Genomic DNA, 24,578 nt, shown 5'->3' with positions numbered 1-24,578 from the left:
GAGAAGCTGCTGGCCGAGCTGGAGACCAGCCGCACCGTCCGCGGCCAGGTCGAGGCCCACGCCATCCCCCTGCTCCACACGGGCGAGCTCGGCATCGACCTGATCGCCGGCAAGATGGGCCTGTCGCGCCAGACGCTCTACCGCAAGCTCAAGGCCGAGGGCGTCACCTTCGAGACGGTGATGGACGACCTGCGCCACCGCATGGCCCTGCACTACCTCGACGGCCAGAAGGTCTCCGTGAACGAGACCGCCTACCTCGTGGGCTTCTCCGAACCCAGCGCCTTCTCCCGCGCCTTCAAGCGCTGGACCGGCTACGCCCCGCGCTACCGCGCCGCCGCCGCCTGAGGCGCCACGAACCCCCGGACCTGCTCGTCAAGCGCTCGAGCGACCGCCAGGGTCGTGAGGTCGCCGCCGTGCGGACCGATCACCTGCGCGCCCACCGGCAGGCCCGACGCCGTGACGCCAGCGGGGACAACGGTCGCCGGGAGGCGGCAGGCGGTCGCTAGCGCGATCCAGGTCTGCATCGCGTTGTAAGGCAGCTTGTCGCCGGCGGTCGTCTGCAGCTGTCGTTGCAGGAACGGCCCATGCTGGTGCGGAAAGGCCGCCACCGGCGCGACGGGGGCCACGATCACGTCGAGATCCTCGAAGACCTTCGCCACCGTCCCGCTCAGCCGAGCCCGGACCTCGTCGGCCGCGAGCCACTCGGCATGGGTGGCGGCGAAGTCGCGGAAGAACTGCATCTCCGGCGTCGACGGCGCGCCGTCGCGGACGGCCTGGTCGACAGCCAGCCGAGACTGCTGGATCCGCGCCTGCACCTCCGGCGGCAAGTCCGTGGCGACCACGGCGCCCAGCAGGGTCCGATAGGCCGCCATCAGCGCCTCGGTCGGGACCGGGCTCTCGATCCGGCGCGGACAGGCGCCGGCGGCCGTGAGGTCGGCGACGAATGTGTCCATGACCGCGCGCACCTCCGGGTCCAGCGGGAAGCCGTCGAGCCACAGGCCGATCCGGAGCGCCCGCAGGTCAGCGGCCGGCCTGGGCGGCGCCGACGCCTCGGCGATCACGCCGAACAGTAGCGCAAGGTCCCGCGCCGACCGCGCCATCGGGCCAACGACGTTCAGGTCCCGCGCCGCAACTGTCCCAGGCGCCGGCGGGATGTGCCCGGCCTGCGAGACCGCGCCCCAGGTCGGCTTGTGCGAGAACACGCCGCAGAAGCTGGCCGGCACGCGCAGCGAGCCCGCGATGTCCGAGCCGATCTCCAGCGCCGTGACGCCGGTGGCCAGCGCCGCCGCCGATCCGCCGGAGGAGCCGCCGGGCGTCCGGCTCGGATCCCACGGATTGTTGGTCACGCCGTAGACGCCGTTGAACGTCTGCCAGTCGCCCAGCATCAGCGGCACGTTGGTCTTGCCCCACACAATCGCGCCGGCCGCCCGCGTCCGCGCCACGGCCGCTGCGTCGCCGCAGGCGCGGCCGACCAGCTGCGGCGACCCGCAGACCCCCGGCAGCCCCTCCACGTCGAAGCAGTCCTTCACGGTCATCGGCAGGCCGTCCAGCGGCCCCAGCGCCTCGCCGCGGGCGCGCCGTGCATCCGCCGCCCGCGCTTCCGCCAGCGAGCGTTCCGGGTCGCTCGCGACCACCACGTTCAGCGCCGGGTGGATCGCCGCCGAGCGCGCCAGCGCCCCTTCCAGCAGCTCCACCGACGAGACCTCGCCCGCCGCCAGCACTGCGAGCTGGGACGTCGCGTCCTGGTCCAGAAAATCGGTCACGGGGGCCTCCGTTACGCCGCGGGCTTGAGCGCCACGCGAATTCTGACTATCTGGTCAATTCAATGATCGCAAGAGGCCCCCGCATGACCGCCCCCGCCCTCACCCCGTTCGAAGGCCAGGACATCCGCAGCCTCGTCGACGCCCAGGCCGAGCGTCGCGGCGACCACCCCTTCCTCGCCTGGGAGCCGTTCCAGGGCGAGCCGTCCGTGACCGCCTACGCCGCCTTCGCACAGGCCGTCCGCCGCTTCGCCGCCGGCCTCCAGGCGCGCGGCGTGCAGCCGGGCGACCGGGTGCTGGTCCACCTCGACAACTGCCCCGAGTTCCTCGTGGCCTGGCTGGGCTGCGCCTACGCCGGCGCCGTGGCGGTGACCACCAACGCCAAGTCCAGCAAGGACGAGATCGCCTACTTCGCCCAGCATTCGGGCGCGGTCGGCGGCGTCACCCAGCCCCGCTTCGCCGGGCTGGTCCGAAGCGCCGCCCCGCAGCTCGGCTGGCTCGCCGTCACCGCCACCGACAACGGCGCGCCGCCCGAGGCCGACAGCTCCGCCTTCGAGCCGTTCGCCGCCATCGACGGCGATCCGGCCGACCTGCCGGCCCGCCCGCACGATCCGCGCGCGCCCTTCGGCATCCAGTACACGTCCGGCACCACCGCCCGGCCCAAGGCGGTTCTGTGGACCCACGCCAACGCGCTTTGGGGCGCCCGCGTCAGCGCCATGCATGAGGACCTGCGGGCCACCGACGTCCACCTCGTCTACCTGCCGCTGTTCCACACCAACGCCCAGGTCTACTCGGTGCTGGCTTCGCTCTGGGCCGGGGCCACGGTGGTGCTGCAGCCCCGCTTCTCGGCCTCGCGGTTCTGGCCGGCTTCGCTGAAGCACGGCTGCACCTGGACCTCGATGGTGCCCTTCTGCCTGAAGGCGCTGATGGAGCAGCCGAAGCCCGCGGCGCATAGCTACCGCTACTGGGGCAACGGCGCCTGCGAGTTGCCCACCGACGCCCACTTCGGCGTGAAGACCATTGGCTGGTGGGGCATGACCGAGACCATCACCCACGGCGTCGTCGGCGCCGCCGGCCACGCCAACGCGCCGATGTCCATGGGTCGCCCCTCGCCCGCCTATGGCATCGTCATCCTCGACGACGACGACCGCCCGGTCGCGCCCGGCCAGACCGGCAACCTCTACGTCCGCGGCGTACGCGGCCTGTCGCTGTTCCTGGAGTACGCGGGCGACCCCGCCGCCACTGCCGCCGCCTTCCGCCCCGACGGCCTGTTCGTCACCGGCGACCGCGTGCGCCTGGGCGATGACGGCTTCCTCTACTTCGCCGACCGCTCGAAGGACATGCTGAAGGTCGGCGGCGAGAACGTCGCCGCCTCCGAGATCGAGCGCGTGGTGGCCGGCGTGCCCGGCGTCCGCGAGGTCGCCGTTGTGGCCAAGCGCCATCCCATGCTGGACGAGGCGCCCGTGGCCTTCGTGATCCCGCTGGACCTCGCCGACACCGCCCTGCCCGACCGCGTCCACGCCGCCTGCAAGGACGCCCTCGCCGAGTTCAAGCGACCCCACGAAGTCCGCCTGGTCGAATCCCTGCCTCGCGCCACCCTGGAAAAGGTCGCCAAGGCCGAACTCAGAGCGCTGCTGGCGGCCGAACGCTAGAGGTCCGGGACCTCGACCTGATCCCGCATGGTGCGGCGGCCGCCCATGGCCATGAGCTCGCCGTTGTCCAGGCCGCCGTTCTTGTCGCGGTCCAGCTCGGCGAAGCGGGCCTTCAGCATCTGGCCCATGCCGCCGCGCAGCTCGCCGGCCTGCACCAGCCCGTCGATGTTGTCGTCCAGCGCGCCCACCATCATCGAGCTCATCAGCTTCTGCTGCAGGTCGTTCCGCAGCTTCGCCACCGTCTCGTCGGCCCAGCGATAGTTCACGCGGAAGTACATCATCTCCTCGTGGCTCTGCTCGCCCCAGGTGACATTGCGCTTAGGGTCGGGGTTGGCCGGGTTGTGGGCCGAGTTGTCGTAGACCCAGGTGGCCACCAGCTTGGTGCCCGCCTTGATCAGGATCGGCTTCACCGGGTCGTAGTCGCGCTGCCAGTTGAAGTCGTACTTCGGCAGCGACAGCATCATCTTCTCGCTGCCGTCGGGCAGGATCGCCTTCAGCTCCACGTGGTAACCGCGGTAGTGGGAGTGCGGGTAGAGCGTGTAGAGGTACGCGTCCGCCGGGAAGGTCAGGTAGGCCTGCTCCCGGTGCCGCGCCGCGCCGGCCGGGATCATCAGCGCGAAGTCGCCGATCACCACCGAGCGCTTCACGTACTTCGGCTGCTCCTTCAGCACGTAGAAGCCCACCTGGCTCTGGTCCGTCGTCTCGGCGCCCATGGTCGTGTAGTGCATCTGGAAGTTCAGCTGGCCGCCGCCGGGCACCGGCGCGCCCGCGCCGTCGGCCATGATCTGCGGCTGGGCGCCGGGCGTGTACGAGCCCACCGAACCGCCGGGGATCGTCGGCCGCGAGCCGGGGTCGGGCCGGTGGTTCGACACCACGTGGTGCAGCACGCGGCGGTCGCCCGGCTTCATGGCGATGGCGCGCAGCCAGGTGTTCTGCGGGAAGGGGTTGGCCACCCGCATGTTCTGGTAGTCGACGATCCCGCTCGCCGGCACCTTGAACGCCGGCAGGTCGACGATCACGTCGGGCTTGCCCAGGTTCTCGGGCCATTCGGCGGCCACGCGGGTCTTGTTCACCGTCAGCGGATCGGCGCCCTCGCCGCGCGGCGCACCGGCCTCGATCCAGTGGACCAGCAGCTTCGTCTGCTGCGCCGTCAGGCCCTGGTCGTTCTTGAACGTGCCGATGTGCGGGTCGGCGAAGTAGGGCGGCATGCGCCGCGTGCGCACCGTCTCGCGGATCATCGGGGCGAAGCCCTTGATCACGTCGTAGCTGTCCATGGCGAACGGCCCGATGCCGCCGTTCAGGTGGCAGCTCACGCACTTGTCCTGCAGGATCGGGGCGATCTCCTTGGCGTACGAGATCTTCGCGAAGGCCGCGGCGCGTTCCTTTTCAGGGAATGCGATGGTCCGCCCCTCGGTCAGCGCGACGCGCGCGTTCGCCACCGGCTGTCCGGCGGTCACCGCCGCGATCGCCGCGCCCGCGCCCGCCAGCGGACCGCGATAGGCCACAGCCCAAGTCTTGGGGTTGATGACGAACACCTCGCCCTCGCGGGTGACGCCCAGCTGCTCGCCGACCAGCTGGTATTCGTCCATCAGGATGGGGATGGTGAGCCCCTGCGCCTTCGCCTCGGCCGCCGCCGCGTCGCGGCTGTCGCCGAGCTTCGAATCCAGCAGGTAGAACAGCACGCCCTTGCCGCCATGCTCGGCCGCCAGCTTCTGCAGGCCCGCGGCGCCCGCTTTCGAGGCCGCCGAGCCGTTCTCGCGGGTCATCAGCACGATCGCCGGCGCATAGCCGAAGTAGTAGAGCCGGTGCGCGAGCCGCGTGTGGTCGGTGAGCTGGAAGTCGTCGACGGTCGCCGCCGGCGGGTCCGCCGCCTGCCCCACGCTACCCAGCCCTGCGATCGCCACCGCGCCCGCGGCGAGCACGGCCGCCGTCGCCAACACGCGTCCCATCGCGTTCCTCCCGCGAACTCGTTCTTCGAATCGATACCAGCGGTTTTGTTCGCGAATGTTGCAGCGGCGGCGCGATCAGGCGCGGCGCGTGAGCCAGCGTCCGACCGAGAAGATGATCGCCAGGTTCAGCGCCATGGCGGCGGCGCCCATGACGACCTTGCCGACGGCGCCGGCATCCGACACCTGCGCCACCAGGAGGCTCCACGGCATGCCCAGCACGTCGGCCAGGAGCACCCCGGGACGGCCCGGAATCCCCAGCCAGCCCAACGTCCCGATGATCAGCAGCACCAGCGTCGCCGCGCAGATGGCGGCGTAGATCCTGCAGACGGTTCGCGTGACCTTCACGCGGTCGGGCCACAGAGGAGGAGGTTGGTCCGTCCGGCGCTGCGCATGAGGACTCCCTGCAGGTTGTAGTCACCCTGCACCTGTGACGTAACATGCGCCACCTAATGTTGCTTAATGTCGCGCTCAAGTTGAGCAATCACACGGCGGCGGCGGCCTCGTCGGCGGGTTCGTCCCACGCCAAGTGCTCGGGCAGCGCATTTGCGGTCAGCATCACCACGGGGGTCCGCGACCGGCCGGCCGCGCCCTCGATCTCGCGGATGCGGCGGGTGGCTTCCAGCCCGTCCATCACCGGCATCTGCATGTCCATCAGCACCACGTCGAAGGTGTCGGCGCCCAGCGCCATCAGCGCCTCGGCCCCGTTTTCGACGCTAAACGTCACGCCGCTTCGTAGTGCACCAGCACGAGACAACCCGTCCGGGTCCGCCAGATGGGGTGCGTTCCGCCCGCTGGGGTCCCCTGGTAGTCGCCGGGTCCGAAGACCTGGTCCTCGACCATCAGATCGCCTGACACCATCACGGCGTGCTCGTAGGTGCGGTGCTCGTGGTCCGGCACCGCCGCTCCCGGCGCGCAGCGCAGCAGCAGCGTGTTCCTGTTCCACAGGCGCTTGTACTCGACCCCGGGGGCGAACTCGCGCCACCGCCCCTCGTTCAGGCGCAGGCCTACGTGGCCCTTGTCGCCCGCCAGGCTGCCCGCGATCCGCGCCCACAGCGCATCGGGAGGCTCGTCCGCCGGCATGGCGAGGTCGAGCGACGCCAGATACTGGTCGGTCTCCTCGTCAACGAACCAGGGCCCCTGGTTCTGTTCGCCGCTCATCCCGTCAGACTCTCCTTCAATGCGGCGGCGCCCCGACGCACCCAGCTCTTCACGGTTCCGAGCGGAGCCTGCATGCGTTCGGCCAGCTCGGAGTGTGACAGCCCATATACATACATGAGCAGGATGGCGTTCCGATGCATCTCGGGCAGCGCCGCCAGCGCGATTTTCAGCCGCGGGTGCACGTAGGTCTCGTCCAGCCGCGGCGCTTCCAGGTCGTCCGGCAGCTGCCTGGTCTCGCGCGGGCGGCAGTCGATGGCCGCATGCCGCGCGACGATGGTGATCCACGTCGAGGCCTTGCCCTTCGACGGGTCGAAGCGGTGGGCGTTCTTCCAGATCTTCAGGAACGCCTGGTGCGCCGCGTCCTCGGCCAGTGACGCATCCCTGAGGATTCGCCGGGCGATACCGTAGATCCGGCTCCCGATCAGCCGGTACAGCGCCTGCGCCGCATCGCGGTCGCCGCGTCCCATCGCGCCCAGCAGGCGCGCGAGTTCCACCTCGTCCAGCATGCTCTTCGAATACCCGTGTCGTGTGGCCGCCGCATCCATTTCGACCGGCCGCGGAGTAGCCCCCGCCAACAGATCGAGCCGCCCGACACCCGGTTGGGACGCCTGGCAGTCGGTCGATGTACGTCGGCCTTCCGACGAAGTATGCATTCGGGGTCAATATTTCGAGATAAAACTCAACGATATACGTCGTATCTCAAGTAACGTGTTAGATGACGCTCAATATATTTGGGTGATGATTTCGCGCACCCTATAGACCTATAACTTCACTCCTCATTCGGTATATTCAACAGCTCGCCGCACGCCTTGCAGTGGACGGCGTCCGGGTCGTGCCGCATCAGTCCGCAGGTCGGGCAAAGGAAGCGGACCTTGTACGGGCGGATCAGGGTCTGGGCGAAGCGCACGAACAGCGTGATGCCGCTGATCATGATCACGACGGTCAGCAGCCTGCCGTAAGTGCCCGGCAGGGTGATGTCCCCGAAGCCGGTGGTCGTCAGCGTGGTCACGGTGAAGTAGAGCGCGTCCACATAGCCGTCGAGTTCGGGATGGCCGCGGGCGAAGCTGGCGTAGACGAAGCCCGTCGCCACGAAGATGAAGGTCACCAGCGTGGCCAGCGACTTCGATATGTCCTCCACCCGTGTGTCGTCGTAGCGCCGGCCCACCGTCTCCCAGAAGAGGTCGCTGTGGAACAGCGACCACAGCCGCAGCACCCGCAGGAACGCCAGGTTGAACAGCGCCATCGGGAACAGCAGCGTCACCAGCACGAACAGGTCGACCCAGACGCTGAACCGCCGAAGGAAGGAGCGCACGCTGCTGTCGGCCAGCGCGCGGGCCCCGATGTCCGCCGCCAGCACCAGCGCCACCGCGTAGTCGACCATGAGATAGGCCGGATAATCCCGCAGGAACGGCGCGGCGATGAAGAAGGCGATCAGCAGGAAGTCGATCGCGATCACCCACAGCCGGAACCGCACCGCCTCGGGCGTCGTCCCGTGGTACAGCTCGCGCAGCCGGGCGCGCAACCGCGGCAGCTTGCGCCGCCGCCCGGGGTTCTCGGCCGTCTCCTGCGCCACCGTCGCCTCCGTCAGCCTGAGCCGTGAACCCTCGGCAAGGATGCGGGTTCATCCGTCTCGTACGCAACAGCGTGGAAATCAGGAGAAATATCCCCATGCCCGCCAAGTCCGCCGCCCAGCAGAAGGCCGCCGGCGCGGCGCTGTCCGCCAAGCGGGGCGACACGCCGAAGAGCAAGCTCAAGGGCGCCTCGAAGTCGATGATGTCGATGTCGGAGTCCGAGCTCGAGAAGATGGCCTCCACCAAGCGCAAGGGTAAGCCCGAGCATGTGAAGCACTAGACGCTTGCGGCCCTGAGCCCCCAGCGGCGAAGCTCCCTTTCGAACCCGGTGCGAAAACCGGGTCGGAGGGGAACACCATGGCTGAGATCACCCGGCGCGCGCTCGGCGGCCTTTCGTTCGCGGCGCTGGCCGCCCAGGCCCACGCCAAGGCGCCGGCGGTCAAGTCGCCCTGGCCCGACGCGGTCGAAACCGCGGCCCAGATCAAGGCCGGCAAGGTCTCGGCCTCCGAGGTCGTGGCCGCGTCCATCGACAAGGCGCTTAAGCTCCAGCCCAAGCTCAACTTCATCGTCGCCTCGGACTTCGACCGCGCGGTCGCCAAGGCGAAGGCCGGCGGCCAGACCGGGCCGTTCGCGGGCGTCCCATTCCTGATCAAGGACCTCAATCCCTACGCGGGCCTGCCCACCCGCTCCGGCTCGCGCTCGGGCCTGCCGCTCCCGCGCGAGACCCGCCAGCCGCCCTACATCGACAGCTTCGACCGCGCCGGCCTGATCGTCATCGGCAAGTCGGCCACACCCGAGTTCGGCTTCCTGCCCACCACCGAGCCCACCGCCTTCGGCCCCACCCGCAATCCCTGGGACCCCAGCCGCTCCAGCGGCGGCTCTTCCGGCGGCGCCGGCGTGGCGGTGGCGGCCGGCGTCACCCCCATAGCCCACGCCAACGACGGCGGCGGCTCGATCCGCATCCCGGCCTCCTGCTGCGGCGTCTTCGGCCTGAAGCCGTCGCGCGCCCGGATGATCGGCACACGCGACGACCGCGAAATCACGGACCTCGGCGTCGAGCACATCCTCTCGCGCTCGATCCGCGACTCCGCGGTGATGTTCGCCGGCAGCGAGGATGTCGGCCCCGGCGCCCAGCACCCGCCCGTGGGCCTGGTCACCCATTCGCTGAAGCGCCGCCTGCGCGTCGGCCTGCTGATCGACGGCGGCGCCGGCCACGCCCCCTCGCCCGAGGTCCGCACGTCCATCGAGAACGCCGCGAAACTGATGCGCGGCCTCGGCCACACCGTCGTGCCGACGAAGTGGCCGACCGCGCCTACCTTCATCAACGACTTCCTGCTGGTCTGGGCCGCGGGCGCGAGAAGCATCGCCGACAACATCGCCCGGTTCACCGGCGGCCGGCCGGTCGACAACACCATCCTGGAGAACTTCAGCCTCGGCATGGCCGAGATGTCCCGCAAGGCCCCGCCCGACGCCCTGCCCGCGGCCATCGCGCGGCTGAAGACGGGCGCGCTGGCCTACGACCCCTTCTTCGTCACCAACCGCTTCGATGTGGTCATGTCGCCGGTGCTGGCCAGCCCGCCGCCGCCCCTCGGCTTCATCGGCCCCGACGTGCCGTTCGACACCCTGATCCAGCGCCTGATCGAGTACGTGGGCTACACCACCTACCACAACGTCGTCGGCGCCCCGGCGATGAGCGTCCCGCTGCACTGGACCGACACCGGCCTTCCGGTCGGCACGCAGTTCTGGAGCCGGGTCGGCGAGGAAGCCCTCCTCTTCCAGCTCGCCTACCAGCTCGAAGCCGCCCAGCCCTGGGCGCACAGAACGCCGGCGCTCTAAGCCGCCAGCCCCTGCATCCGCGCCGCGATCTCGCGCACCTTCTCCGGCCCGCCCAGCAGCTGCCGGTTCTGGCCGATGCGCTTGAACCAGTAGTGCAGGCCCAGGAGGTCGGTCATGCCGATGCCGCCGTGCACCTCGGTGGCCGTGCGCGCGATGAACCGGCCGATCTCCGAGGTGTGCGCCTTGGCATGCGCCGCCATCAGCGGCGCCTCGTCCGGCGCGTTGTCGAAGGCGTAGGCCGCGTACCAGACCAGCGCGCGCGTCGGCTCCAGCTCGGCGGCCATCTCGGCGCACAGGTGCTTCACGGCCTGGAAGCTGCCGATGGTGCGGCCGAACTGCTTGCGCTCCTTGGCGTACTCCACGGCCTTGTCCAGCATCGCCTGACAGGCGCCCAGCGTGTCGGCCGCCAGCATCACCCACGCCGCGTCGCGCAGCCGCTCCAGCGCCTGGTTCGAGGCGAGCGCCTCGGCCGCGCGGCCCTTGAATGTCAGCTCGGACAGCCGCCGCGTCGCGTCGATGCCCGGCAGCGCCTCGGTCCCGTCCGCACCGGTCGCCAGGTGCAACCCGCCCGACCGGTCGGCCACCACCAGCAGCCCCGCGTCCACCGCGTCCAGCGCGAACAGCGCCTTGCCGGTGAGCTTGCCGCCCTCGGCGCTCACGCCGGCCCCGTCACGTGCGCCGGCGATGGGCTCGGAGATCGCCGCGCCCGCCGTGACCTCGCCCGCCGCCAGCTTTGGCAGCCACGCCCGCTTCTGCTCGTCCGTCCCCGCCAGCTTCAGCGCCAGCGGCGCCAGCACTGCCGAGCCCAGGAACGGCGTCGGCGCCACCACCCGGCCCAACGCCTCGGCCGCCAGCGCCGCTTCCAGCAGCCCCAGGCCCAGCCCGCCATGCTCCTCCGGCACGAGCAGCCCCGGCAGCCCCAGCTCGGAGAGCCCCGCCCAGACGTCGGGCGCGGTCGCCTCGCCGCCATCGGCGAACTTCCGCACCCGCTCCAGCGGCGACAGGTCGCCCAGCGCCCGCTTCAGGCTGTCCTGCAGCAGCGTCTGATCTTCCGACAACGCGAACCGCATCTAGGCCCCCACGACCTTCGGCTCGCGCGGCATGCCCAAGCCCCGCTCCGAGATGATGTTCTTCTGGATCTGCGCCGTGCCGCCCCCGATGATCAGGCCGAGGTCGAACATGTAGTTCCGCTGCCAGCCGCCTTTGGCTCTGAGGTGCGGTCCGTCGTGGTAGAGGATCCCCAGCTCGCCCAGGGCGTCGATCGCCAGCGCCGCCACCTGGTGGTTCAGCTCGCAGCCCTGCAGCTTCACGACCAGCCGCGCCAGCCCCGCCGTGTCGTCGGTCAGCACCCGCAGGCCGTTGAACTTCATCGACAGCACACGGGCCTGCAGCTGCATCAGCCGGTCGCGGAAGATCGGGTTGTCGATGATCCGCTGGCCGTCGACCGTCTCGGACTTCATCAGGTCGATCAGCGCCTTGAGCCGGGCTTCTGTGGCGTTCGGATCGCCCAGCATGCCCCGTTCGTGCTTCAGCGTCGTGTTGGCCACGAACCAGCCCCGGCCGCGCCCGCCCACCACATTGGCCTGCGGTACCCGCACGTCGGTGAAGAACACCTCGTTGAACTCGGCGTGGCCCGTCATGGTCTTCAGCGGCCGCACCTCGATCCCCGGCGTCGACATCGGGAACAGGATGTAGCTGATCCCCTCATGCTTCGGCTTGTCGGGCTCGGTGCGCACCAGGCAGAACATCATGTCCGCCTGAGCCGCCGTACTTGTCCATATTTTTTGGCCACTTATGAGAAAATCTTCACCTTGCTCGACACCTTTGGTCTGCAGGTTGGCGAGGTCCGAGCCCGCCCCCGGCTCAGAGTACCCCTGGCACCAGATCACCTCGCCGCGGAGCGTCGGGCCGATCCACCGTTTCTTCTGCTCCTCGGACCCCACCTCCAGCAGGGTCGGCACGAGCATCGAGATGCCCTGCCCGGCCATCCCACGCGGCGCTCCGGCCGCGATGAACGCCTCGGCGATGATGCGGCTCTTCAGGATGTCGGGCTCGGCGCCATAGCCGCCGTACTCTTTCGGGATGGTCCGGGCCGCATAGCCGTTGTCGATCAACAGCCGCTGCCAGGCCTTCGGGTCCTTCGGCGCGCCGGCCTCGTGCTCGTCCTTGTGCGCCTCCAGGAAGGCCCGCACTTCGTCGCGGAAGGCCGCCAGTTCCGGCGTCAGCGTCAGGTCCATTTTTTCCTCACCTCTTGAACCACTGCACCGCCTTTCGGGCATCGAGGCAACGGCGCCGTCGCGTAAGCGTTTGGCGTTCCACTGATCTCCCGGAGGCGCCGATGCGACCGCTATGGCCGGCGCTCGCCGTGACCGTGTGCGTCGCGGCCTGCAGCTCGACACCTGGCTCAAACGATCCCTTCGTGGGCTTCGGGCCCAATCCAAGCCTGCCCGCGCCGCAGACCAGCCTGATCCCACCGATCGGCGTGCCCGACGTGGTGGGCTGGCCGGCTGGCGCCGCGCCCACGGCGCCGCCGGGCTTCACCGTCACCCGCTACGCCGAGGGCCTCGACCACGTGCGCTGGCTGCTGGTGCTGCCCAACGGCGACGTCCTGGCCGCCCAGGGCGCAGCCCCGCCCAGCGAAGGCAACCGGATGAACCGCGGCATCAAGGGCTGGTTCAAGAAGCGGCTGATGAAGAAGGTGAAGTCGGCCGTCCCCAGCCCCAACCGCATCACCCTGCTGCGCGACGCCGATGGCGACGGCCTGGCCGAGACCAAGACCACCTTCGCCCAGGGCCTCTCCTCGCCGTTCGGCATGACCTTGGCCGGCGACACCCTCTACGTCGCCAACGCCGACGGCGTGGTGAGCTTCCCCTACCAGCCCGGCCAGACGCAGGTGAGCGGCCGCGGGACCAAGGTGTTCGACCTGCCCGGCCCGCCCATCAACCACCACTGGACGAAGAACGTCGTCGCCAGCCCCGACGGGTCGAAGCTGTTCGCCACCGTCGGCTCCAACTCCAACATCGGCGACAACGGGATGGCCGCCGAGGAAGGCCGCGCCGCGGTCTGGGTCTACGACATCGCCAGCCGCCAGAACCGCCTCTTCGCCACCGGCCTGCGCAACCCCAACGGCCTCGACTTCGAACCGACCACCGGCGTCCCCTGGACCGTCGTCAACGAACGCGACGAGATCGGCAACGACGTGCCGCCCGACTACCTCACCAGCGTGAAGGACGGCGGCTTCTACGGCTGGCCCTACAGCTACTGGGGCCGCATCGTGGATGCGCGCGTGAAGCCGCCGCGCCCCGACCTGGTGGCCACCGCGATCCAGCCGGATTACGGCCTGGGCGCCCACACCGCCTCGCTGGGCCTCACCTTCTACCGCGCGAACGCCTTCCCGGCGCCGTACCGGGGCGGCGCCTTCATCGGCCAGCACGGCTCGTGGAACCGCCAGCCGCTCAACGGCTACCGCGTCGTCTTCGTACCCTTCGCGAACGGCCGCCCGCAGATGCCGCCGCAGGCCTTCCTCTCCGGCTTCCTCAACGCCGACAACAAGATCCAGGGCCGCCCGGTCGGCGTCGCCGTGGATAGCAAAGGCGCCCTACTGGTGGCCGACGACGTCGGCGGCATTGTCTGGCGGGTGGCGGCGCAGTAGGAGGCCCAGCGCTGCTCCCCCACGCTTGTCATCCCGGTTTTGGCGCAGCCAAAGACCGGGACCCATTGGGCGCTGCGCTCCGTGGTTGTTCGCGGCGCCGACGCCCGCGCCCTTCCTTTCAACGCCGAGCTCAATGGGTCCCGGTCTTCGCCTGACGGCGAAACCGGGATGACAAGGGTGGGGTGATGGAGTCCCTACAACGCTATCCGGTACCTCACCTTCAGCCCCTCGCCGTACGCCTTCGGCATCTCGAAGGTCTCGACCAGCACGCCGCCGTTGCTGGTGATCACCTTCTGCGAGGGGACGTTGTCCGGGTCGGTGGTGAGCTCCACGTACGCCAGCCCGCGCGCCCGGCAGTCGGGCAGCAGCAGCCGCACCGCCTCGCTCGCATAGCCCCGCCCCCGCTTCCACGGCACGACGCCGTAACCCACGTGCCCGAACACGTGCGCCGGCAGCGCGCTAGTTCCCGGCTGCCAGCGGAAGCCGATCGAGCCGCAGAACTCGCCGTCCCAGAGCCAGCGGTAATAGCCCGGCAGCCGCTGGACCATGCTGCCGTCGGGCAGCTCGATCGGCTCGCCCTTGGCCTCGACGTCGTCCAGCGACGCGACGAACGCGGCGGCGTCCTCGGCGATCCGCTTCAGGTCGGCCGCGATGGTCCTCTCCAGCCCGATGTTGTCCCGCGACCAGCCGCGTTGCAGCGCGTCCACAAACCCGGGCAGCAGCTCCAGCGAAGGCTTCTTCAGTTCCAGTAACAAAGCCCCTCCCAGAACCTCGTCATCCCCGGGCTTGTCCCGGGATCCAGGCACGCAGGCGTCGCCCCGGCGGTCTCAGCCTTCAACCTCGGTGCTTCTGGATAGCCGGGACAAGCCCGGCCATGACGCTCAAGAGAGGAGGAGGGAAGCCCTCACCCCATCTTGAAGACGCAGAGCTTGTTGCCGTCCAGGTCGCGGAAATAGGCCCCGTAGAAGCCGCCGCCCCGGTCGCCCGGCGGGCCTTCGCACATCCCGCCGGCCGCCATCGCCGCCGCGTGCACGGCATGGATCGCGTCCGGCGTGTCGGCGCTCAGCGCCACCATCACGCCGTTGCCCACGCTCTGCGGCCCGCCGTCGTGCGGCAGGGTGATGCCCAGCATCGCGCCGCGGCCGGGGCCGCCGTAGTACTGCGAACGCTCGTAGGTCAGCGTGCGCCGTCCCCCGAGCGGGGCCAGCACGGCGTCATAGAACGCCTTGGCCCGCTCGAGGTCCATCACGCCGAGGGTGGTGTAGCCGATCACCCTCAGCCCATCTTGAAGACGCAGATCTTGTTGCCGTCCGGGTCGCGGAAGTACGCGCCGTAGAAGTTGTCGGTCCGCGCGCCTGGGGCCCCTTCATCGGCGGCGCCCGCGGCCAGGGCGGCGGCATGCGTCGCGTCGACCTGTTCGCGCGAACCGGCGGCCAGGCCGAACATGCTGCCGTTGCCCACCGAGGCCGGCTGCTCGTCGTAGGGCTTGCAGATCGCCAGCATGCCCGGCGCCGAGCCGCCCATGTAGAACTGCATGCGCTCATTGGCGAAGGCGCGCTTGCCGCCCAGCGGCGCCAGCACCGCGTCGTAGAACTTGGTGGCGCGTTCCAGGTCGTTCGCGCCGATGGTTGCGTAGCCGATCATTTCTTTGCCCTTCCCAATGGAAGCGGGACCCTAGCCGATGACCTGCGCGGCAACGCAAGCCGCGACGTGGACGCCGCCCATCTGACCGGTCCAGTATCCTCCAAAAGAGGGAGCGAGGGGATGCTGAAGGGTCTTGCCGCTGGCGTGGCCGTCGTGCTGGGCGCCAGTGGCGCTCACGCCGAGATGTCGTCGGCCGTCCGCCAGGAAGCCGCCGCCGTGCCCGGCCTCTCGCAGCCCGCCGAGCTCATCGTCGACCGCTGGGGCATCCCGCACATCTACGCGAAGACGCCGCGTGACGCCTTCTTCCTGCAGGGCTGGAACGCCGCCCGCGACCGCCTCTGGCAGATCGACCTCTGGCGCAAGCGGGGCCTCGGCCGCCTCTCCGCCAGCCTCGGCCCCGCCTACGTCGCCCAGGACCGCGCCGCGCGCCTCTTCCTCTACCGCGGCGACATGGCGGCCGAGTGGGCGGCCTACGACCCGATCGGCCGCGAGGCCGTCGAGGCCTTCGCCGCCGGCGTGAACGCCTATGTGGCCGACGTCCGCGCCGGCAAGCGCCCCCTGCCCGTCGAGTTCGCGCTGACCAGGAGCCAGCCCGAAGACTGGAAGCCGGAGGACATCCTGCGCATCCGCAGCCACGCGCTGGTCAACAACGTCACCTCCGAGGTCGCCCGCGCGCGCACCATCTGCGCCGGCGGCCTCGCGGCCGACACGCTGCGCCGCAAGCTGGAGCCGGCGCACAAGGTGACCGTTCCCAAGGGTCTCGATCCCTGCCGCGTGCCGGCGGACGTGCTGGTCGACTACGTGCGGGCGACCCAGCCCGTCAGCTTCGCCGCGCTCGCCGGCAAGTCCGAGGCGCCCGCTGAACTCGCCCAGGTGATCGACGAGCGTTCCGCCGAGGGCTCGAACAACTGGACGATCTCCGCCGGCCGCAGCGCCACCGGCCGCCCCATCCTGGCGGGCGACCCGCACCGGCCGGTCGGCGTCCCCTCGCTGCGCTACCTCGCCCACCTCGACGCGCCGGGACTGTCGATCATCGGGGCGGGGGAGCCGGCCTTGCCCGGGGTCTCCATGGGCCACAACGGGACAACGGCCTTTGCCATCACGATCAACTACGTCGATCAGGAAGACCTCTACGCCTACGAGGTCCGCGGCGCCGCCTACCGCTACAAAGGTGGCTTCGAGCCCATGCGGACGGTCCGCGAGACCATCGAGGTCAAGGGCGGGCCGGCCCAGGAGGTCGAGCTCCGCTTCACCCGCCACGGTCCCGTCGTCTGGCAGGACGCCACCCGCGCCTTCGCCATCCGCACCGTGTGGAACGAGCCCGGCCTCTCGGGCTACTTCGGCTCGTCGCGGATGTGGCGCGCCAAGGGCTGGGACGACTTCCAGACCGCCCGCAATCGCTGGGGCGCCCCGCCGCTGAACCTGGTCTACGCCGACACCAAGGGCGACATCGGCTGGGCCGTGGCGGCGCGCACGCCCGTCCGCGTGGGCTGGGACGGCCTGATGCCCGTCCCCGGCGACGGCCGCTACGAGTGGAAGGGCTTCCTCGAGGACGGCGGCCTGCCCACGATGAAGAACCCGGCCGCCGGCTACTTCGCCACCGCCAACGCCATGAACATCCCGGCCGAGCCCGCCTACCCGCGCACCGCGCGCCAGTTGGGCTTCGAGTGGGCCGACCGCTCACGGTCGGACCGCATCCACGAGGTGCTCGACAAGCTGCCCAAGGTCACGCTGGCCGACTCCATGGCCCTGCAGACCGACAGCGTCAGCCCCCAGGCGCGCCGCGCCGTGGCGCTGGTCCAGTCGCTGACCTCCACCGACCCGCAGATGACCGCGGCGCTCAACTTCCTGAAGCGCTGGGACGGCGCCGAGACCACCAACAGCGCCGCCGCCGCGATCTACGAAACGTGGGCGAACAAGCACCTCGGCCGCGCCGTGGCCGCCGCCGCAGCGCCCGAGGCCGCCCGCTCGCTGATCGGCAGCACCCCGGACCCGATCCTCACCTGGCTGGAGGCCCAGCCGGCGGCCGTCCGCGACCCGATCCTGCTCTCCAGCCTCAAGTCCGCCCTGGCCGAGCTGACGACCCGGCTCAGCCACCACACCTACGGCTGGACCTGGGGCCGCCTGCACCAGGCCCAGTTCGTCCCGGCCGTCGCGGTGCTCGCCGACCCGGCGCTGGCTGCGCAGATGACCGTCGGCCCGCTGCAGGTCCCGGGCTCGGCCTCGACCCCGCGCGCCGCCACCTTCCGGACCGAAGACTTCCGCCAGACCTCGGGCGCCTCGGTGCGGTTCGTCCTCGACGTGGGCGCCTGGGACAACTCCATGGCCATCAACACCCCTGGCCAGTCCGGCGACCCCACCAGCCCCCACTACCGCGACCTCTTCCCCCTCTGGGCCGGCGGCGCGTACGTGCCCCTCCGCTTCAGCCGCGGGGCCGTCGAAGGCGATGCAGAAGTGGTGATGAAGCTGACACCGGCGAACTAGCCCGTCGCGAACCGCACGTACCCCTCTGCGCTGATTGGCCAGGCCGGGTTGTGGGCGATCTCCCAGGCGTGGTCGTCGGGGTCGGCGACGTAGCCGCGGAACCCGCCGTGCGGCGGCGCGTCGCCCCTGCGCAGCATCTTGCCGCCCGCCGCCGCCAGCCGGTCCAGCAGCGGCTGCACCTCGGCCGCGCTCGCCACGTTGTGCGCCAGGGCGAAGCCGCCGGGCCCGACCGTGCGGCGCCCGCCCATGTCGGCCTCCAGCGCCGCCTTCAGCCAGGTGCCGAGCACAAGCCCGTTCATCTGGTAGAAGGCGATCTCCGCGTTCTCGAACACCGGCCGCCAGCCGAAGCCCTCGATGTAGAAGCGCTTCGAGCGCGCCAGGTCGGCGACGCCCAGGGTGATCACCGAAATCTGCTGCTGCATGGGGCCTCCTGTCGCCGAGGACAACGCGCCGGGTCGGTTCTCAGGCCCGCACGTACCAGTCGTCCGCCCGCGACAGCGCCTCGAACTTCCGCCGGAAGCCCTTGGCGGTCAGCAGTTCGAAGAGCCCCTCGCGCCGGGTCGTGTAGTTGTGCTCGACGCTGATCAGCCCGACCTCCCAGGCGTCGAAGTCGAAGGCGCGCAGGATGTCGAGCTCGGAGCCCTCGGTGTCCACCGACAGGTAGTCGATCCGCCGCGGCGCCTGCCACTCCGTCAGGAGATCGTTCAGCGACACCGTCTCCACCTCGTAGCGCGTCCCGCCCCGCCGGCTCGGCGCATGCATGTCGCCGTCCGAGTAGGCGTCGATGGTCGAGTGCACCGGCGGGTCGCACTCGTTGAACAGGAGCCGCTTGCCGCTCTCGATCCAGACGCAGCGCTTGTCGATCCCCGCCTTGCGCTCAGCCAGCCGCGCGTGCGCAAGCCGCATCGGCTCGGCCAGCACGCCGGTCCAGCCCAGCTCGCGCTCCAGGTAGAGGGTGTTGGAGTGGTGCGCCCCGTCCCAGGCGCCGAACTCCGCGAACCAGCCGTTCCGCCGCTCGCCCGTCTCGTAGGCCACCCACAGGTCCTGCAGCAGCTGCGCGGCGCTCTTCGGCAGCCGCTCCAGGCAGAAGTGGATGAACCGCATCTGCTCGTCGGGATGCTCGGGCCCCGCGTGGTCGCGCAGCAGCACCAGCAGGTCCAGCGCCTCGGCATAGCTCAGTCGGGCCATGGCGCCTGGATAACCGCTTATCCGCCGAACGTCTTGCGCAGCCGGATCATCAGGTTCCCGCCCCACTCAAGGTCACGGTAGTCGGTGAAGTTCAGCTGCCCCAGGCTGCGCGGGCCGACGTAGACCTCGCGGATGCGCTTGGAGTTGCGCATGTTGATGCCGTTGGCCTCGATGCGCAGCGTCGCGTCAGGCTGGACCCGGAACTCGGCGAACAGGATCAGGTACGGCGAGATCTTCTTCGTCTCTACCTCGGTCAGCCGGAACACCCGCTCGCGGATGCCGCCCAACAGGTCCAGTCCCCAGGTCATCCGCCACTGCGGGATCGCCTGGGTGAAGTGCGCCTCCCAGTCCACCGGATGCAGGGTCGAGATCTGCCGGTTCGACGACGTCAGCGGATCCAGCACCTTGGTGTCGCGCCAGGTCGCCTGTCCCTTGAGCTGCGCCGCCTTCAGACCCAGCCGGTCCAGCGGCACGGTGATCCCGGCGGCGATCTCGGTCTTCGTCCCGCTGCCGATGTTGCCCGGCGCGTCGGCCAGGATGACGCCCGCGGGCGAGACGATCGGGATGCGGTCGACCACATCGGTCAGGTCGAAGCGCCGGTAGGTGAGCACGATGGCTCCGTCCTTCCAGAAGCTGCGCTCCACCGCCGCCTCGTAGACCCACGCCTGCTGCGGCGTCAGGTCGGGATTGCCCACCACGACGACCCCCGTGGACGCCACCTGCGGCGAGGCCACGAAGTCGTCGAAGTTGAGCTGGCCCACCTCGCGCTCGACCCGCAGGCGCACCTGCGTCTTGCCGTCCGGCGTCCAGGTCAGCGCCGCGCGGGGCTTCAGGAACGACAGCGACTTCTCCAGCTCCACGTCGCCTTCCGAGGTCACGCGCGACACCTCGTGCCGCGCGCCCGCCTCCAGCGTCAGCTTCGGCGTCGCCTGCCAGGTGCCGCGCACGATGGCTTCGCCCCGCAACTCCTCCACCAGCACGTCGCCGGCCGGCAGCGCCACGGGCTGCCCGTTCACGGCCAGCGACGTCTGGCTGTCGAGGCGGTTGTAGGCCCCCTCGGTCCCCGCCTCGATCTTGATCCCGGCCGCGGGCGTCAGGTTGAACTGCACCCGCCCCACCGTCTCGTAGGTCTTGCGGTCCAGGGCGAAGTCGCGGGTCAGGCCCGGCGCCTGGAAGTGCGAGCGCTGGTCCTGCAGGAACACCTGCTGGAAGAGCAGCGCCTCCAGCCCCACCGTGTTCGACAGCCGCTGCGTGAATCGCGCGCCCGCCTCGTGCTGGCCGCGCTTGTTGGGCGCCTTCTCGTACTCCACCGCGCCGGTGCGCTTGTCGGTGTCGTAGAGTTCCAACCAGCCCATGTTGAACTGGATCGCGCCGTTGAGGTTCAGCTGGCCGCCCAGGAACGGCGTCGTGAAGGCGCCCGTCGACTGGATCCGGTGGCCGTGGGAATCGGCGTCGATGTCGGAATCGATCAGCCTCACGCCGGCGGCCGAGGTCCGCACCCGGCCGCCGTCCCCGTACTCGTCGTTCGGGAAGTGGCCGGTGCTGAACGTCTGGCTGAACTCGGCCGAGCGGCCGCCGCCCAGGCTCCACTGCCCCTCGAACCGCACGCCGGGCAGGATGCGGTTGTCGTAGACGAAGTCGACGTAGGGCTGCACCGCGCCGCGGAAGCCGGCCTGCTGGCGGCGCACCACGTTGGCCACCACGGTGCGGCCTTCCATGTCTATGCCGGGCGCGCCGCCGCGCACCACCTCCACCCGCGCCACCGAGCTCGCCGGGATCCGCCGCAGGATATCCTCCAGCGTGTCGTTCTTGGCGAGCGGCGGGTGGCCGTCGATCAGCACGTTGCCGCCCGAGCCCTCCAGGCCGCGGACGGTGGAGCCCTTGTCGAACGTGAAGCCCGGCAGCCGCACCACCATGTCGTAGGCGCTCTGCGGCCGCACGTCGGCGAAGAAGGCGGGCGGATAGGCGATCACGCCGCGGCTGGCCTCGCCCGGCGCAGGCGCGGCCGGCGGCGCAGCCGCTTCGGCCGCCGGCGGCGCGACCGCCGCGGCGATGATCACCCAAGGACCCATCTTCGGGGTTTCCTCCCAGAGGCCCAGCTTCGCCCACCTCGGACGCTCAAGCTACCGGCGTTCACTTGACCGCTCGATTTCGAAACTCCGGTGCGGCTTTCGCGTAACAGCGACGTCACGGAACCCTTGCAAGTACATCGATAGCTGTCTAATTAGACATTGATCTATGGATAGCACCCATGCCCGAAGCCGACGTCACCGCCCTCCTCGCCTTCTTCAAGGCCATGGCCAACGAGAGCCGCCTGAAGCTCGTGGGCCTGCTCGCGCACGGCGAGCACACCGTGCAGGAACTGGCCGAGGTGCTCGGCCTCAAGGAGCCCACCGTCTCGCACCACCTCGCGGTGCTGAAGGACCTGGGCCTCGTCGCCGTGCGCCCGGACGGCGTCATGCGCTGGCATTCGCTGAAGCCCGGCGCGCTCGCCCAGATGAACCGCCGACTGCTCGACCAAGACCCCGCCGCGCTGGCCCCCGAGGAGACGTGGGAGGACCGCATACTCGCCACCTTCGTCGCCCCGGACGGCGCCCTGACCATCCCCGCCAGCCGCCGCAAGCGCTGGGTGGTCCTGAAGTGGCTGGCCGAAAAGTTCGCCGAGGGCGCCCGCTACCCCGAGCGCGCGGTCAACGAGACCATCCAGCGCCACCACTGGGACAGCGCCACCCTGCGCCGCGAGCTCATCGGCGCCAGCATGATGGCCCGCGAGGCCGGCGTCTACTGGCGTCTGCCCGAAGCGGAGTGGAGGGGGTTCGCGGACGCGAAGCCGGAGTAGCCCTTCCCTCCCTTAATGGGGAGGGATGCTCGCCGAAGGCGAGCAGGGTGGGGAAGCGTGGACCGGAGCGCAGGCGTGGGTGGGTGATCAACACTCCCCACCCTGGCGGCTGCGCCGCCTGTCCCTCCCCATTAAGGGAGGGACTAGACCCGCCCCGTCACCGGCACGAGCGCGCCGGTCACCGCGGTCGCCGCCTCGCTCGCCAGGAACAGCATCACCGCCGCCAGGTCGCTCGGCTGCACCCAGGTCGAGAAATCGGCGTTCGGCATGTCGGCGCGATTGATCGCCGTGTCCAGGATCGACGGCAGCACGGCATTCACCGTCACCCCGTCGCCCTTCAGTTCCTCGGCGAGCGCCTGGGTCAACGCGTGCACGCCAGCCTTCGACGCCGCATACGACCCCATGCCCAGCGCCGCCTTCAGCGCAGCCGACGAGCCCACGTTGACGATCCGGCCGGCGGCGCTGCGCTTCAGGTGCGGGATCGCCGAGCGGCTGGCGTTGGTCGCGGTCAGCACGTTCAGCCGGTACATCTGCGGCCAGCTCTCGATCGAGCCGTCCTGCACGGTCTCCCACTTGAAGCCGCCGGCGATGTTGAGCAGCGCGTCGATGCCGCCGAACCGCTCGACCACTGCATCCATCGCCGCGCCGGCGTGGACGGGATCGGTCAGGTCCACGCCGCCCTGGACCATCACGTCCGGCCCGCCCGGCAACCCCGCCGGCGCGTCCGGCGCGTAGTCGATCAGCGCCAGCCGGTCGCCCTGCGCCGCAGCGGCCTTCGCCACCGCCTGCCCCAGCACCCCAAAGGCGCCCGTGATCGCGATCACCCGTCCGGCCATGACCTGTCCCCGAAAGAAGAAGCGGCCGGGGTCGCCCTCGGCCGCTCCTCGAAAGCCGATTTCGTGCGGGAACGCTAGAGGCGTTCGACGATCGTGACGTTGGCCATGCCGCCGCCTTCGCACATCGTCTGCAGACCATACTTCTTGCCACGGGCCTTCAGCGCATAGAGCAGCGTGGTCATCAGCTTGGTGCCCGAGGCGCCCAGCGGGTGGCCGAGCGCGATGGCGCCGCCGTTGACGTTCAGCCGCTCCGGGTCGGCGCCCGTCTTCTGCAGCCACGCCACCGGCACCGAGGCGAAGGCCTCGTTCACCTCGAACAGGTCGATGTCGTCGATGCTCAGGCCCGTCTTCTTCAGCGCCCGCTCGGTCGCCGGGATCGGGGCTTCCAGCATGATCACCGGGTCGTGGCCCAGGAGAGACAGGTGGTGGACGCGGGCCAGCGGCGTCAGGTTGTGCTCCTTCAGCGCCTTCTCCGAGACGATCATCACGCCCGAGGCGCCGTCGCAGATCTGGCTGGAGGTGGCAGCCGTGATCCGGCCGCCCTCGCGCAGCAGCTTCACGCCCTTCATGCCGTCGAGGCTCACGTCGAAGCGGATGCCCTCGTCGACGTCATGGCGCACCGTGCCGCCCTCGGCGTCCACGCCGTCGATGGCCAGGATCTCGTCCTTGAACGCGCCGGCCTGGGTCGCGGCGATCGCACGCTGGTGGCTGAGGTAGCCGAACTCGTCCAGCTGGTCCTTCGTCAGCCCGTACTTCTCGGCGACCATCTCGGCGCCCATGAACTGGCTGAACTGGATGTTCGGATAGCGCTCCTCCTGGCGGGGGCTCTTCGGGATGCCGAAGCCTTCCTTGGCCGGCAGCGACACCGACAGGCCCATCGGCACGCGGGTCATGCTCTCGACCCCCGAGGCGATCACCACGTCCATGGTGCCGCTCATCACCGCCTGGGCGGCGAAATGCAGCGCCTGCTGCGACGACCCGCACTGGCGGTCGACGGAGGTGCCCGGCACGCTTTCCGGCAGGCGCGAGGCCAGCACCGCGTTGCGCGCCACGTTGGTCGACTGCTCGCCCACCTGCATGACGCAGCCCATCACCACGTCCTCGACCGCGGCCGGGTCGATCGACGTGCGGTCCAAGAGCTCGTTCAGGACCGCGCCGCCCAGGTCGGCGGGGTGCCAGCCGCGCACGCGGCCGCCCTTGCGGCCGCCGGCGGTACGGGTTGCGGCGACGATATAGGCCTCGGCCATACTACTGCTCCCAATGCTCCATTTGCGCCGCCTCCGGCGCGTCGCGCGGATTGATAGGAGGGCGCCCTTGCGGAAGACAACGGACGTGACGCGCACGTCACGTCCGTTGTCTCATCTCCCCCGTCGCGGCAGCGCCGGCGGGAGGGGGACCGCCCGCCGCAGAGCGGGTGGTGGAGGGGGCGAGCCTCCTCAACTGAGTTCAAGACAGCCTGTCGATCCTACGAGCCTGAAGCTCGCGCCCTCCACCAACCGCTCTTCGCTGCGCTCCGCGATCGGTCCCCCTCCCGCCGCTACGCGGGGGAGGTAGAAAACGTCGCCGCCAGGATCTTCTCCAGCCACGCCTGGTCGACCTCGTCGAAGGCCGCCGGCCGGTCGGAGTCCACGTCGAACACGGCGATCAACTCGCCCGCAGCGTCGAACACCGGCACCACGATCTCGCTCGCCGAACGCCCGTCGCAGGCGATGTGCCCCGGGAACGCATGCACGTCCGGCACCAACTGCGTCTTCCGCTCCGCCGCCGCCGTCCCGCACACCCCGCGCCCGAAGGCGATCCGCATGCAGCCCAGCGTCCCCTGGTACGGCCCCACGACCAGCTCGGCCGCCTTCGCAGGATCGACCACGTAGAACCCGGTCCAGAAATAGCTCTCGAAGCTGTTGGCCAGCATCGAGCTCACCGTCGCCATCCGCGCGACGACATTCGGCTCGCCGTCGAGCACCGCACCGATCTCCTCGGCCACGGCGGCGTACCGCGCGGCCTTCTCG

At 70.2% G+C, this 24,578-nt stretch carries 25 protein-coding genes; 7 read left to right on the top strand and 18 right to left on the bottom strand.

The annotated features are described in order from the left end of the window. Positions 1-345, top strand: a 345-nt coding sequence (locus VGD44_RS05305; protein ID WP_331084626.1) for an AraC family transcriptional regulator, incomplete at its 5' end; no start/stop codon positions are given. Here VGD44_RS05305 and VGD44_RS05300 read toward each other — a convergent pair. Further along, a complete protein-coding gene (locus tag VGD44_RS05300) occupies positions 324-1,763 on the bottom strand; it encodes an amidase family protein (RefSeq protein WP_331084624.1) in 1,440 nt (479 codons plus the stop codon). The genes VGD44_RS05305 and VGD44_RS05300 overlap by 22 nt on opposite strands. A gap of 83 nt (positions 1,764-1,846) precedes the next feature. Between VGD44_RS05300 and VGD44_RS05295 the strand changes: the two genes are divergently transcribed. Further along, complete coding sequence (locus VGD44_RS05295) at positions 1,847-3,412, top strand: AMP-binding protein (protein ID WP_331084622.1); 1,566 nt, start codon at positions 1,847-1,849, stop codon at positions 3,410-3,412. On the opposite strand, the gene VGD44_RS05290 is transcribed toward VGD44_RS05295, so the two are convergent. From VGD44_RS05290 to VGD44_RS05265, 6 genes are all read right to left on the bottom strand, one after another. Continuing rightward, the gene (locus VGD44_RS05290; RefSeq protein ID WP_331084620.1) at positions 3,409-5,361 is read right to left on the bottom strand and encodes a hypothetical protein; all 1,953 of its coding nucleotides are present in this window, start codon (positions 5,359-5,361) and stop codon (positions 3,409-3,411) included. The genes VGD44_RS05295 and VGD44_RS05290 overlap by 4 nt on opposite strands. A 75-nt stretch (positions 5,362-5,436) precedes the next feature. Then, the gene (locus tag VGD44_RS05285; RefSeq protein ID WP_331084618.1) at positions 5,437-5,706 is read right to left on the bottom strand and encodes a hypothetical protein; all 270 of its coding nucleotides are present in this window, start codon (positions 5,704-5,706) and stop codon (positions 5,437-5,439) included. 136 nt (positions 5,707-5,842) lie between these two features. Next, complete coding sequence (locus VGD44_RS05280; RefSeq protein ID WP_414694615.1) at positions 5,843-6,085, bottom strand: response regulator; 243 nt, start codon at positions 6,083-6,085, stop codon at positions 5,843-5,845. Then, complete coding sequence (locus tag VGD44_RS05275; RefSeq protein WP_331084616.1) at positions 6,082-6,519, bottom strand: cupin domain-containing protein; 438 nt, start codon at positions 6,517-6,519, stop codon at positions 6,082-6,084. Before VGD44_RS05275 ends, VGD44_RS05280 begins: the two co-directional genes overlap by 4 nt. Beyond that, a complete protein-coding gene (locus VGD44_RS05270) occupies positions 6,516-7,025 on the bottom strand; it encodes a sigma-70 family RNA polymerase sigma factor (RefSeq protein WP_331084614.1) in 510 nt (169 codons plus the stop codon). The genes VGD44_RS05275 and VGD44_RS05270 overlap by 4 nt, the downstream gene beginning before the upstream one ends. A gap of 263 nt (positions 7,026-7,288) precedes the next feature. Further along, positions 7,289-8,092, bottom strand: coding sequence for a potassium channel family protein (locus tag VGD44_RS05265; protein ID WP_331084612.1), 804 nt, complete (start codon positions 8,090-8,092; stop codon positions 7,289-7,291). A gap of 95 nt (positions 8,093-8,187) precedes the next feature. On the opposite strand from VGD44_RS05265, the gene VGD44_RS05260 reads away from it, so the two are divergent. Beyond that, on the top strand, positions 8,188-8,370 hold the full coding sequence (locus VGD44_RS05260) for a DUF3008 family protein (RefSeq protein WP_331084609.1): 183 nt from the start codon (positions 8,188-8,190) through the stop codon (positions 8,368-8,370). A 77-nt stretch (positions 8,371-8,447) separates the two neighbouring features. Next, positions 8,448-9,926 (top strand): amidase, encoded by a 1,479-nt coding sequence (locus VGD44_RS05255; RefSeq protein ID WP_331084607.1) that lies wholly within the window; start codon positions 8,448-8,450, stop codon positions 9,924-9,926. Here the strand turns inward: VGD44_RS05255 and VGD44_RS05250 are convergent. Both VGD44_RS05250 and VGD44_RS05245 read right to left on the bottom strand, forming a co-directional pair. Then, positions 9,923-10,996, bottom strand: a complete 1,074-nt coding sequence (locus tag VGD44_RS05250) for an acyl-CoA dehydrogenase family protein (protein ID WP_331084605.1) — start codon at positions 10,994-10,996, stop codon at positions 9,923-9,925. The two genes, VGD44_RS05255 and VGD44_RS05250, sit on opposite strands and share 4 nt — an antisense overlap. Then, on the bottom strand, positions 10,997-12,163 hold the full coding sequence (locus VGD44_RS05245) for an acyl-CoA dehydrogenase family protein (RefSeq protein ID WP_331084603.1): 1,167 nt from the start codon (positions 12,161-12,163) through the stop codon (positions 10,997-10,999). Positions 12,164-12,264: 101 nt separating this feature from the next. Between VGD44_RS05245 and VGD44_RS05240 the strand changes: the two genes are divergently transcribed. Beyond that, entirely contained in the window at positions 12,265-13,578 is a 1,314-nt protein-coding gene (locus tag VGD44_RS05240; protein WP_331084601.1) for a sorbosone dehydrogenase family protein, read from the top strand. A 194-nt stretch (positions 13,579-13,772) separates the two neighbouring features. On the opposite strand, the gene VGD44_RS05235 is transcribed toward VGD44_RS05240, so the two are convergent. The 3 genes from VGD44_RS05235 to VGD44_RS05225 form a co-directional block, all read right to left on the bottom strand. Next, positions 13,773-14,333 (bottom strand): GNAT family N-acetyltransferase, encoded by a 561-nt coding sequence (locus VGD44_RS05235; RefSeq protein ID WP_331084599.1) that lies wholly within the window; start codon positions 14,331-14,333, stop codon positions 13,773-13,775. A gap of 149 nt (positions 14,334-14,482) precedes the next feature. Beyond that, positions 14,483-14,851, bottom strand: a complete 369-nt coding sequence (locus tag VGD44_RS05230; protein WP_331084597.1) for a VOC family protein — start codon at positions 14,849-14,851, stop codon at positions 14,483-14,485. A 2-nt stretch (positions 14,852-14,853) separates the two neighbouring features. Continuing rightward, positions 14,854-15,222: a VOC family protein gene (locus VGD44_RS05225; RefSeq protein WP_331084595.1), complete on the bottom strand. Its 369-nt coding sequence runs from the start codon at positions 15,220-15,222 to the stop codon at positions 14,854-14,856. A 120-nt stretch (positions 15,223-15,342) separates the two neighbouring features. Here VGD44_RS05225 and VGD44_RS05220 point away from each other — a divergent pair, with 120 nt between their 5' ends. After that, entirely contained in the window at positions 15,343-17,706 is a 2,364-nt protein-coding gene (locus VGD44_RS05220; protein ID WP_331084593.1) for a penicillin acylase family protein, read from the top strand. Here the strand turns inward: VGD44_RS05220 and VGD44_RS05215 are convergent. The 3 genes from VGD44_RS05215 to VGD44_RS05205 are packed head-to-tail and all read right to left on the bottom strand — an operon-like array spanning position 17,703 to position 20,966. Further along, positions 17,703-18,128, bottom strand: a complete 426-nt coding sequence (locus VGD44_RS05215) for a VOC family protein (RefSeq protein ID WP_331084591.1) — start codon at positions 18,126-18,128, stop codon at positions 17,703-17,705. The two genes, VGD44_RS05220 and VGD44_RS05215, sit on opposite strands and share 4 nt — an antisense overlap. A gap of 40 nt (positions 18,129-18,168) precedes the next feature. Beyond that, a complete protein-coding gene (locus VGD44_RS05210) occupies positions 18,169-18,894 on the bottom strand; it encodes an FkbM family methyltransferase (protein ID WP_331084589.1) in 726 nt (241 codons plus the stop codon). Between the two features lie 17 nt (positions 18,895-18,911). Beyond that, positions 18,912-20,966 (bottom strand): TonB-dependent receptor plug domain-containing protein, encoded by a 2,055-nt coding sequence (locus VGD44_RS05205; RefSeq protein WP_331084587.1) that lies wholly within the window; start codon positions 20,964-20,966, stop codon positions 18,912-18,914. 179 nt (positions 20,967-21,145) lie between these two features. On the opposite strand from VGD44_RS05205, the gene VGD44_RS05200 reads away from it, so the two are divergent. Beyond that, positions 21,146-21,733, top strand: coding sequence for a metalloregulator ArsR/SmtB family transcription factor (locus VGD44_RS05200; protein ID WP_331084585.1), 588 nt, complete (start codon positions 21,146-21,148; stop codon positions 21,731-21,733). Positions 21,734-21,876: 143 nt separating this feature from the next. Here VGD44_RS05200 and VGD44_RS05195 read toward each other — a convergent pair whose 3' ends face one another. The 3 genes from VGD44_RS05195 to VGD44_RS05185 all read right to left on the bottom strand — a co-directional run. Further along, entirely contained in the window at positions 21,877-22,569 is a 693-nt protein-coding gene (locus VGD44_RS05195; RefSeq protein WP_331084583.1) for an SDR family NAD(P)-dependent oxidoreductase, read from the bottom strand. A gap of 74 nt (positions 22,570-22,643) precedes the next feature. Next, entirely contained in the window at positions 22,644-23,816 is a 1,173-nt protein-coding gene (locus VGD44_RS05190; RefSeq protein ID WP_331084582.1) for an acetyl-CoA C-acetyltransferase, read from the bottom strand. Positions 23,817-24,106: 290 nt separating this feature from the next. Beyond that, on the bottom strand, positions 24,107-24,578 hold a 472-nt coding region (locus tag VGD44_RS05185; protein WP_331084580.1), incomplete at its 5' end, for a GAF domain-containing protein.

This window comes from Phenylobacterium sp. (assembly GCF_036402295.1).
Taxonomy (GTDB): domain Bacteria; phylum Pseudomonadota; class Alphaproteobacteria; order Caulobacterales; family Caulobacteraceae; genus Phenylobacterium.
The sequence above is the reverse complement of the archived record's forward strand: the minus strand, read 5'-3'. Positions and strand labels throughout refer to the sequence as shown.

What these genes read in the sequence shown, in the direction of transcription:
- VGD44_RS05205 (WP_331084587.1), bottom strand. Translation starts at nt 20,966, where the DNA reads ATGGGTCCTTGGGTGATCATCGCCGCGGCGGTCGCGCCGCCGGCGGCC.
- VGD44_RS05260 (WP_331084609.1), top strand. Translation starts at nt 8,188, where the DNA reads ATGCCCGCCAAGTCCGCCGCCCAGCAGAAGGCCGCCGGCGCGGCGCTG.
- VGD44_RS05240 (WP_331084601.1), top strand. Translation starts at nt 12,265, where the DNA reads ATGCGACCGCTATGGCCGGCGCTCGCCGTGACCGTGTGCGTCGCGGCC.
- VGD44_RS05290 (WP_331084620.1), bottom strand. Translation starts at nt 5,361, where the DNA reads ATGGGACGCGTGTTGGCGACGGCGGCCGTGCTCGCCGCGGGCGCGGTG.
- VGD44_RS05225 (WP_331084595.1), bottom strand. Translation starts at nt 15,222, where the DNA reads ATGATCGGCTACGCAACCATCGGCGCGAACGACCTGGAACGCGCCACC.
- VGD44_RS05295 (WP_331084622.1), top strand. Translation starts at nt 1,847, where the DNA reads ATGACCGCCCCCGCCCTCACCCCGTTCGAAGGCCAGGACATCCGCAGC.
- VGD44_RS05275 (WP_331084616.1), bottom strand. Translation starts at nt 6,519, where the DNA reads ATGAGCGGCGAACAGAACCAGGGGCCCTGGTTCGTTGACGAGGAGACC.
- VGD44_RS05220 (WP_331084593.1), top strand. Translation starts at nt 15,343, where the DNA reads ATGCTGAAGGGTCTTGCCGCTGGCGTGGCCGTCGTGCTGGGCGCCAGT.
- VGD44_RS05245 (WP_331084603.1), bottom strand. Translation starts at nt 12,163, where the DNA reads ATGGACCTGACGCTGACGCCGGAACTGGCGGCCTTCCGCGACGAAGTG.
- VGD44_RS05215 (WP_331084591.1), bottom strand. Translation starts at nt 18,128, where the DNA reads ATGCAGCAGCAGATTTCGGTGATCACCCTGGGCGTCGCCGACCTGGCG.
- VGD44_RS05195 (WP_331084583.1), bottom strand. Translation starts at nt 22,569, where the DNA reads ATGGCCGGACGGGTGATCGCGATCACGGGCGCCTTTGGGGTGCTGGGG.
- VGD44_RS05190 (WP_331084582.1), bottom strand. Translation starts at nt 23,816, where the DNA reads ATGGCCGAGGCCTATATCGTCGCCGCAACCCGTACCGCCGGCGGCCGC.
- VGD44_RS05255 (WP_331084607.1), top strand. Translation starts at nt 8,448, where the DNA reads ATGGCTGAGATCACCCGGCGCGCGCTCGGCGGCCTTTCGTTCGCGGCG.
- VGD44_RS05210 (WP_331084589.1), bottom strand. Translation starts at nt 18,894, where the DNA reads ATGGCCCGACTGAGCTATGCCGAGGCGCTGGACCTGCTGGTGCTGCTG.
- VGD44_RS05250 (WP_331084605.1), bottom strand. Translation starts at nt 10,996, where the DNA reads ATGCGGTTCGCGTTGTCGGAAGATCAGACGCTGCTGCAGGACAGCCTG.
- VGD44_RS05200 (WP_331084585.1), top strand. Translation starts at nt 21,146, where the DNA reads ATGCCCGAAGCCGACGTCACCGCCCTCCTCGCCTTCTTCAAGGCCATG.
- VGD44_RS05270 (WP_331084614.1), bottom strand. Translation starts at nt 7,025, where the DNA reads ATGCTGGACGAGGTGGAACTCGCGCGCCTGCTGGGCGCGATGGGACGC.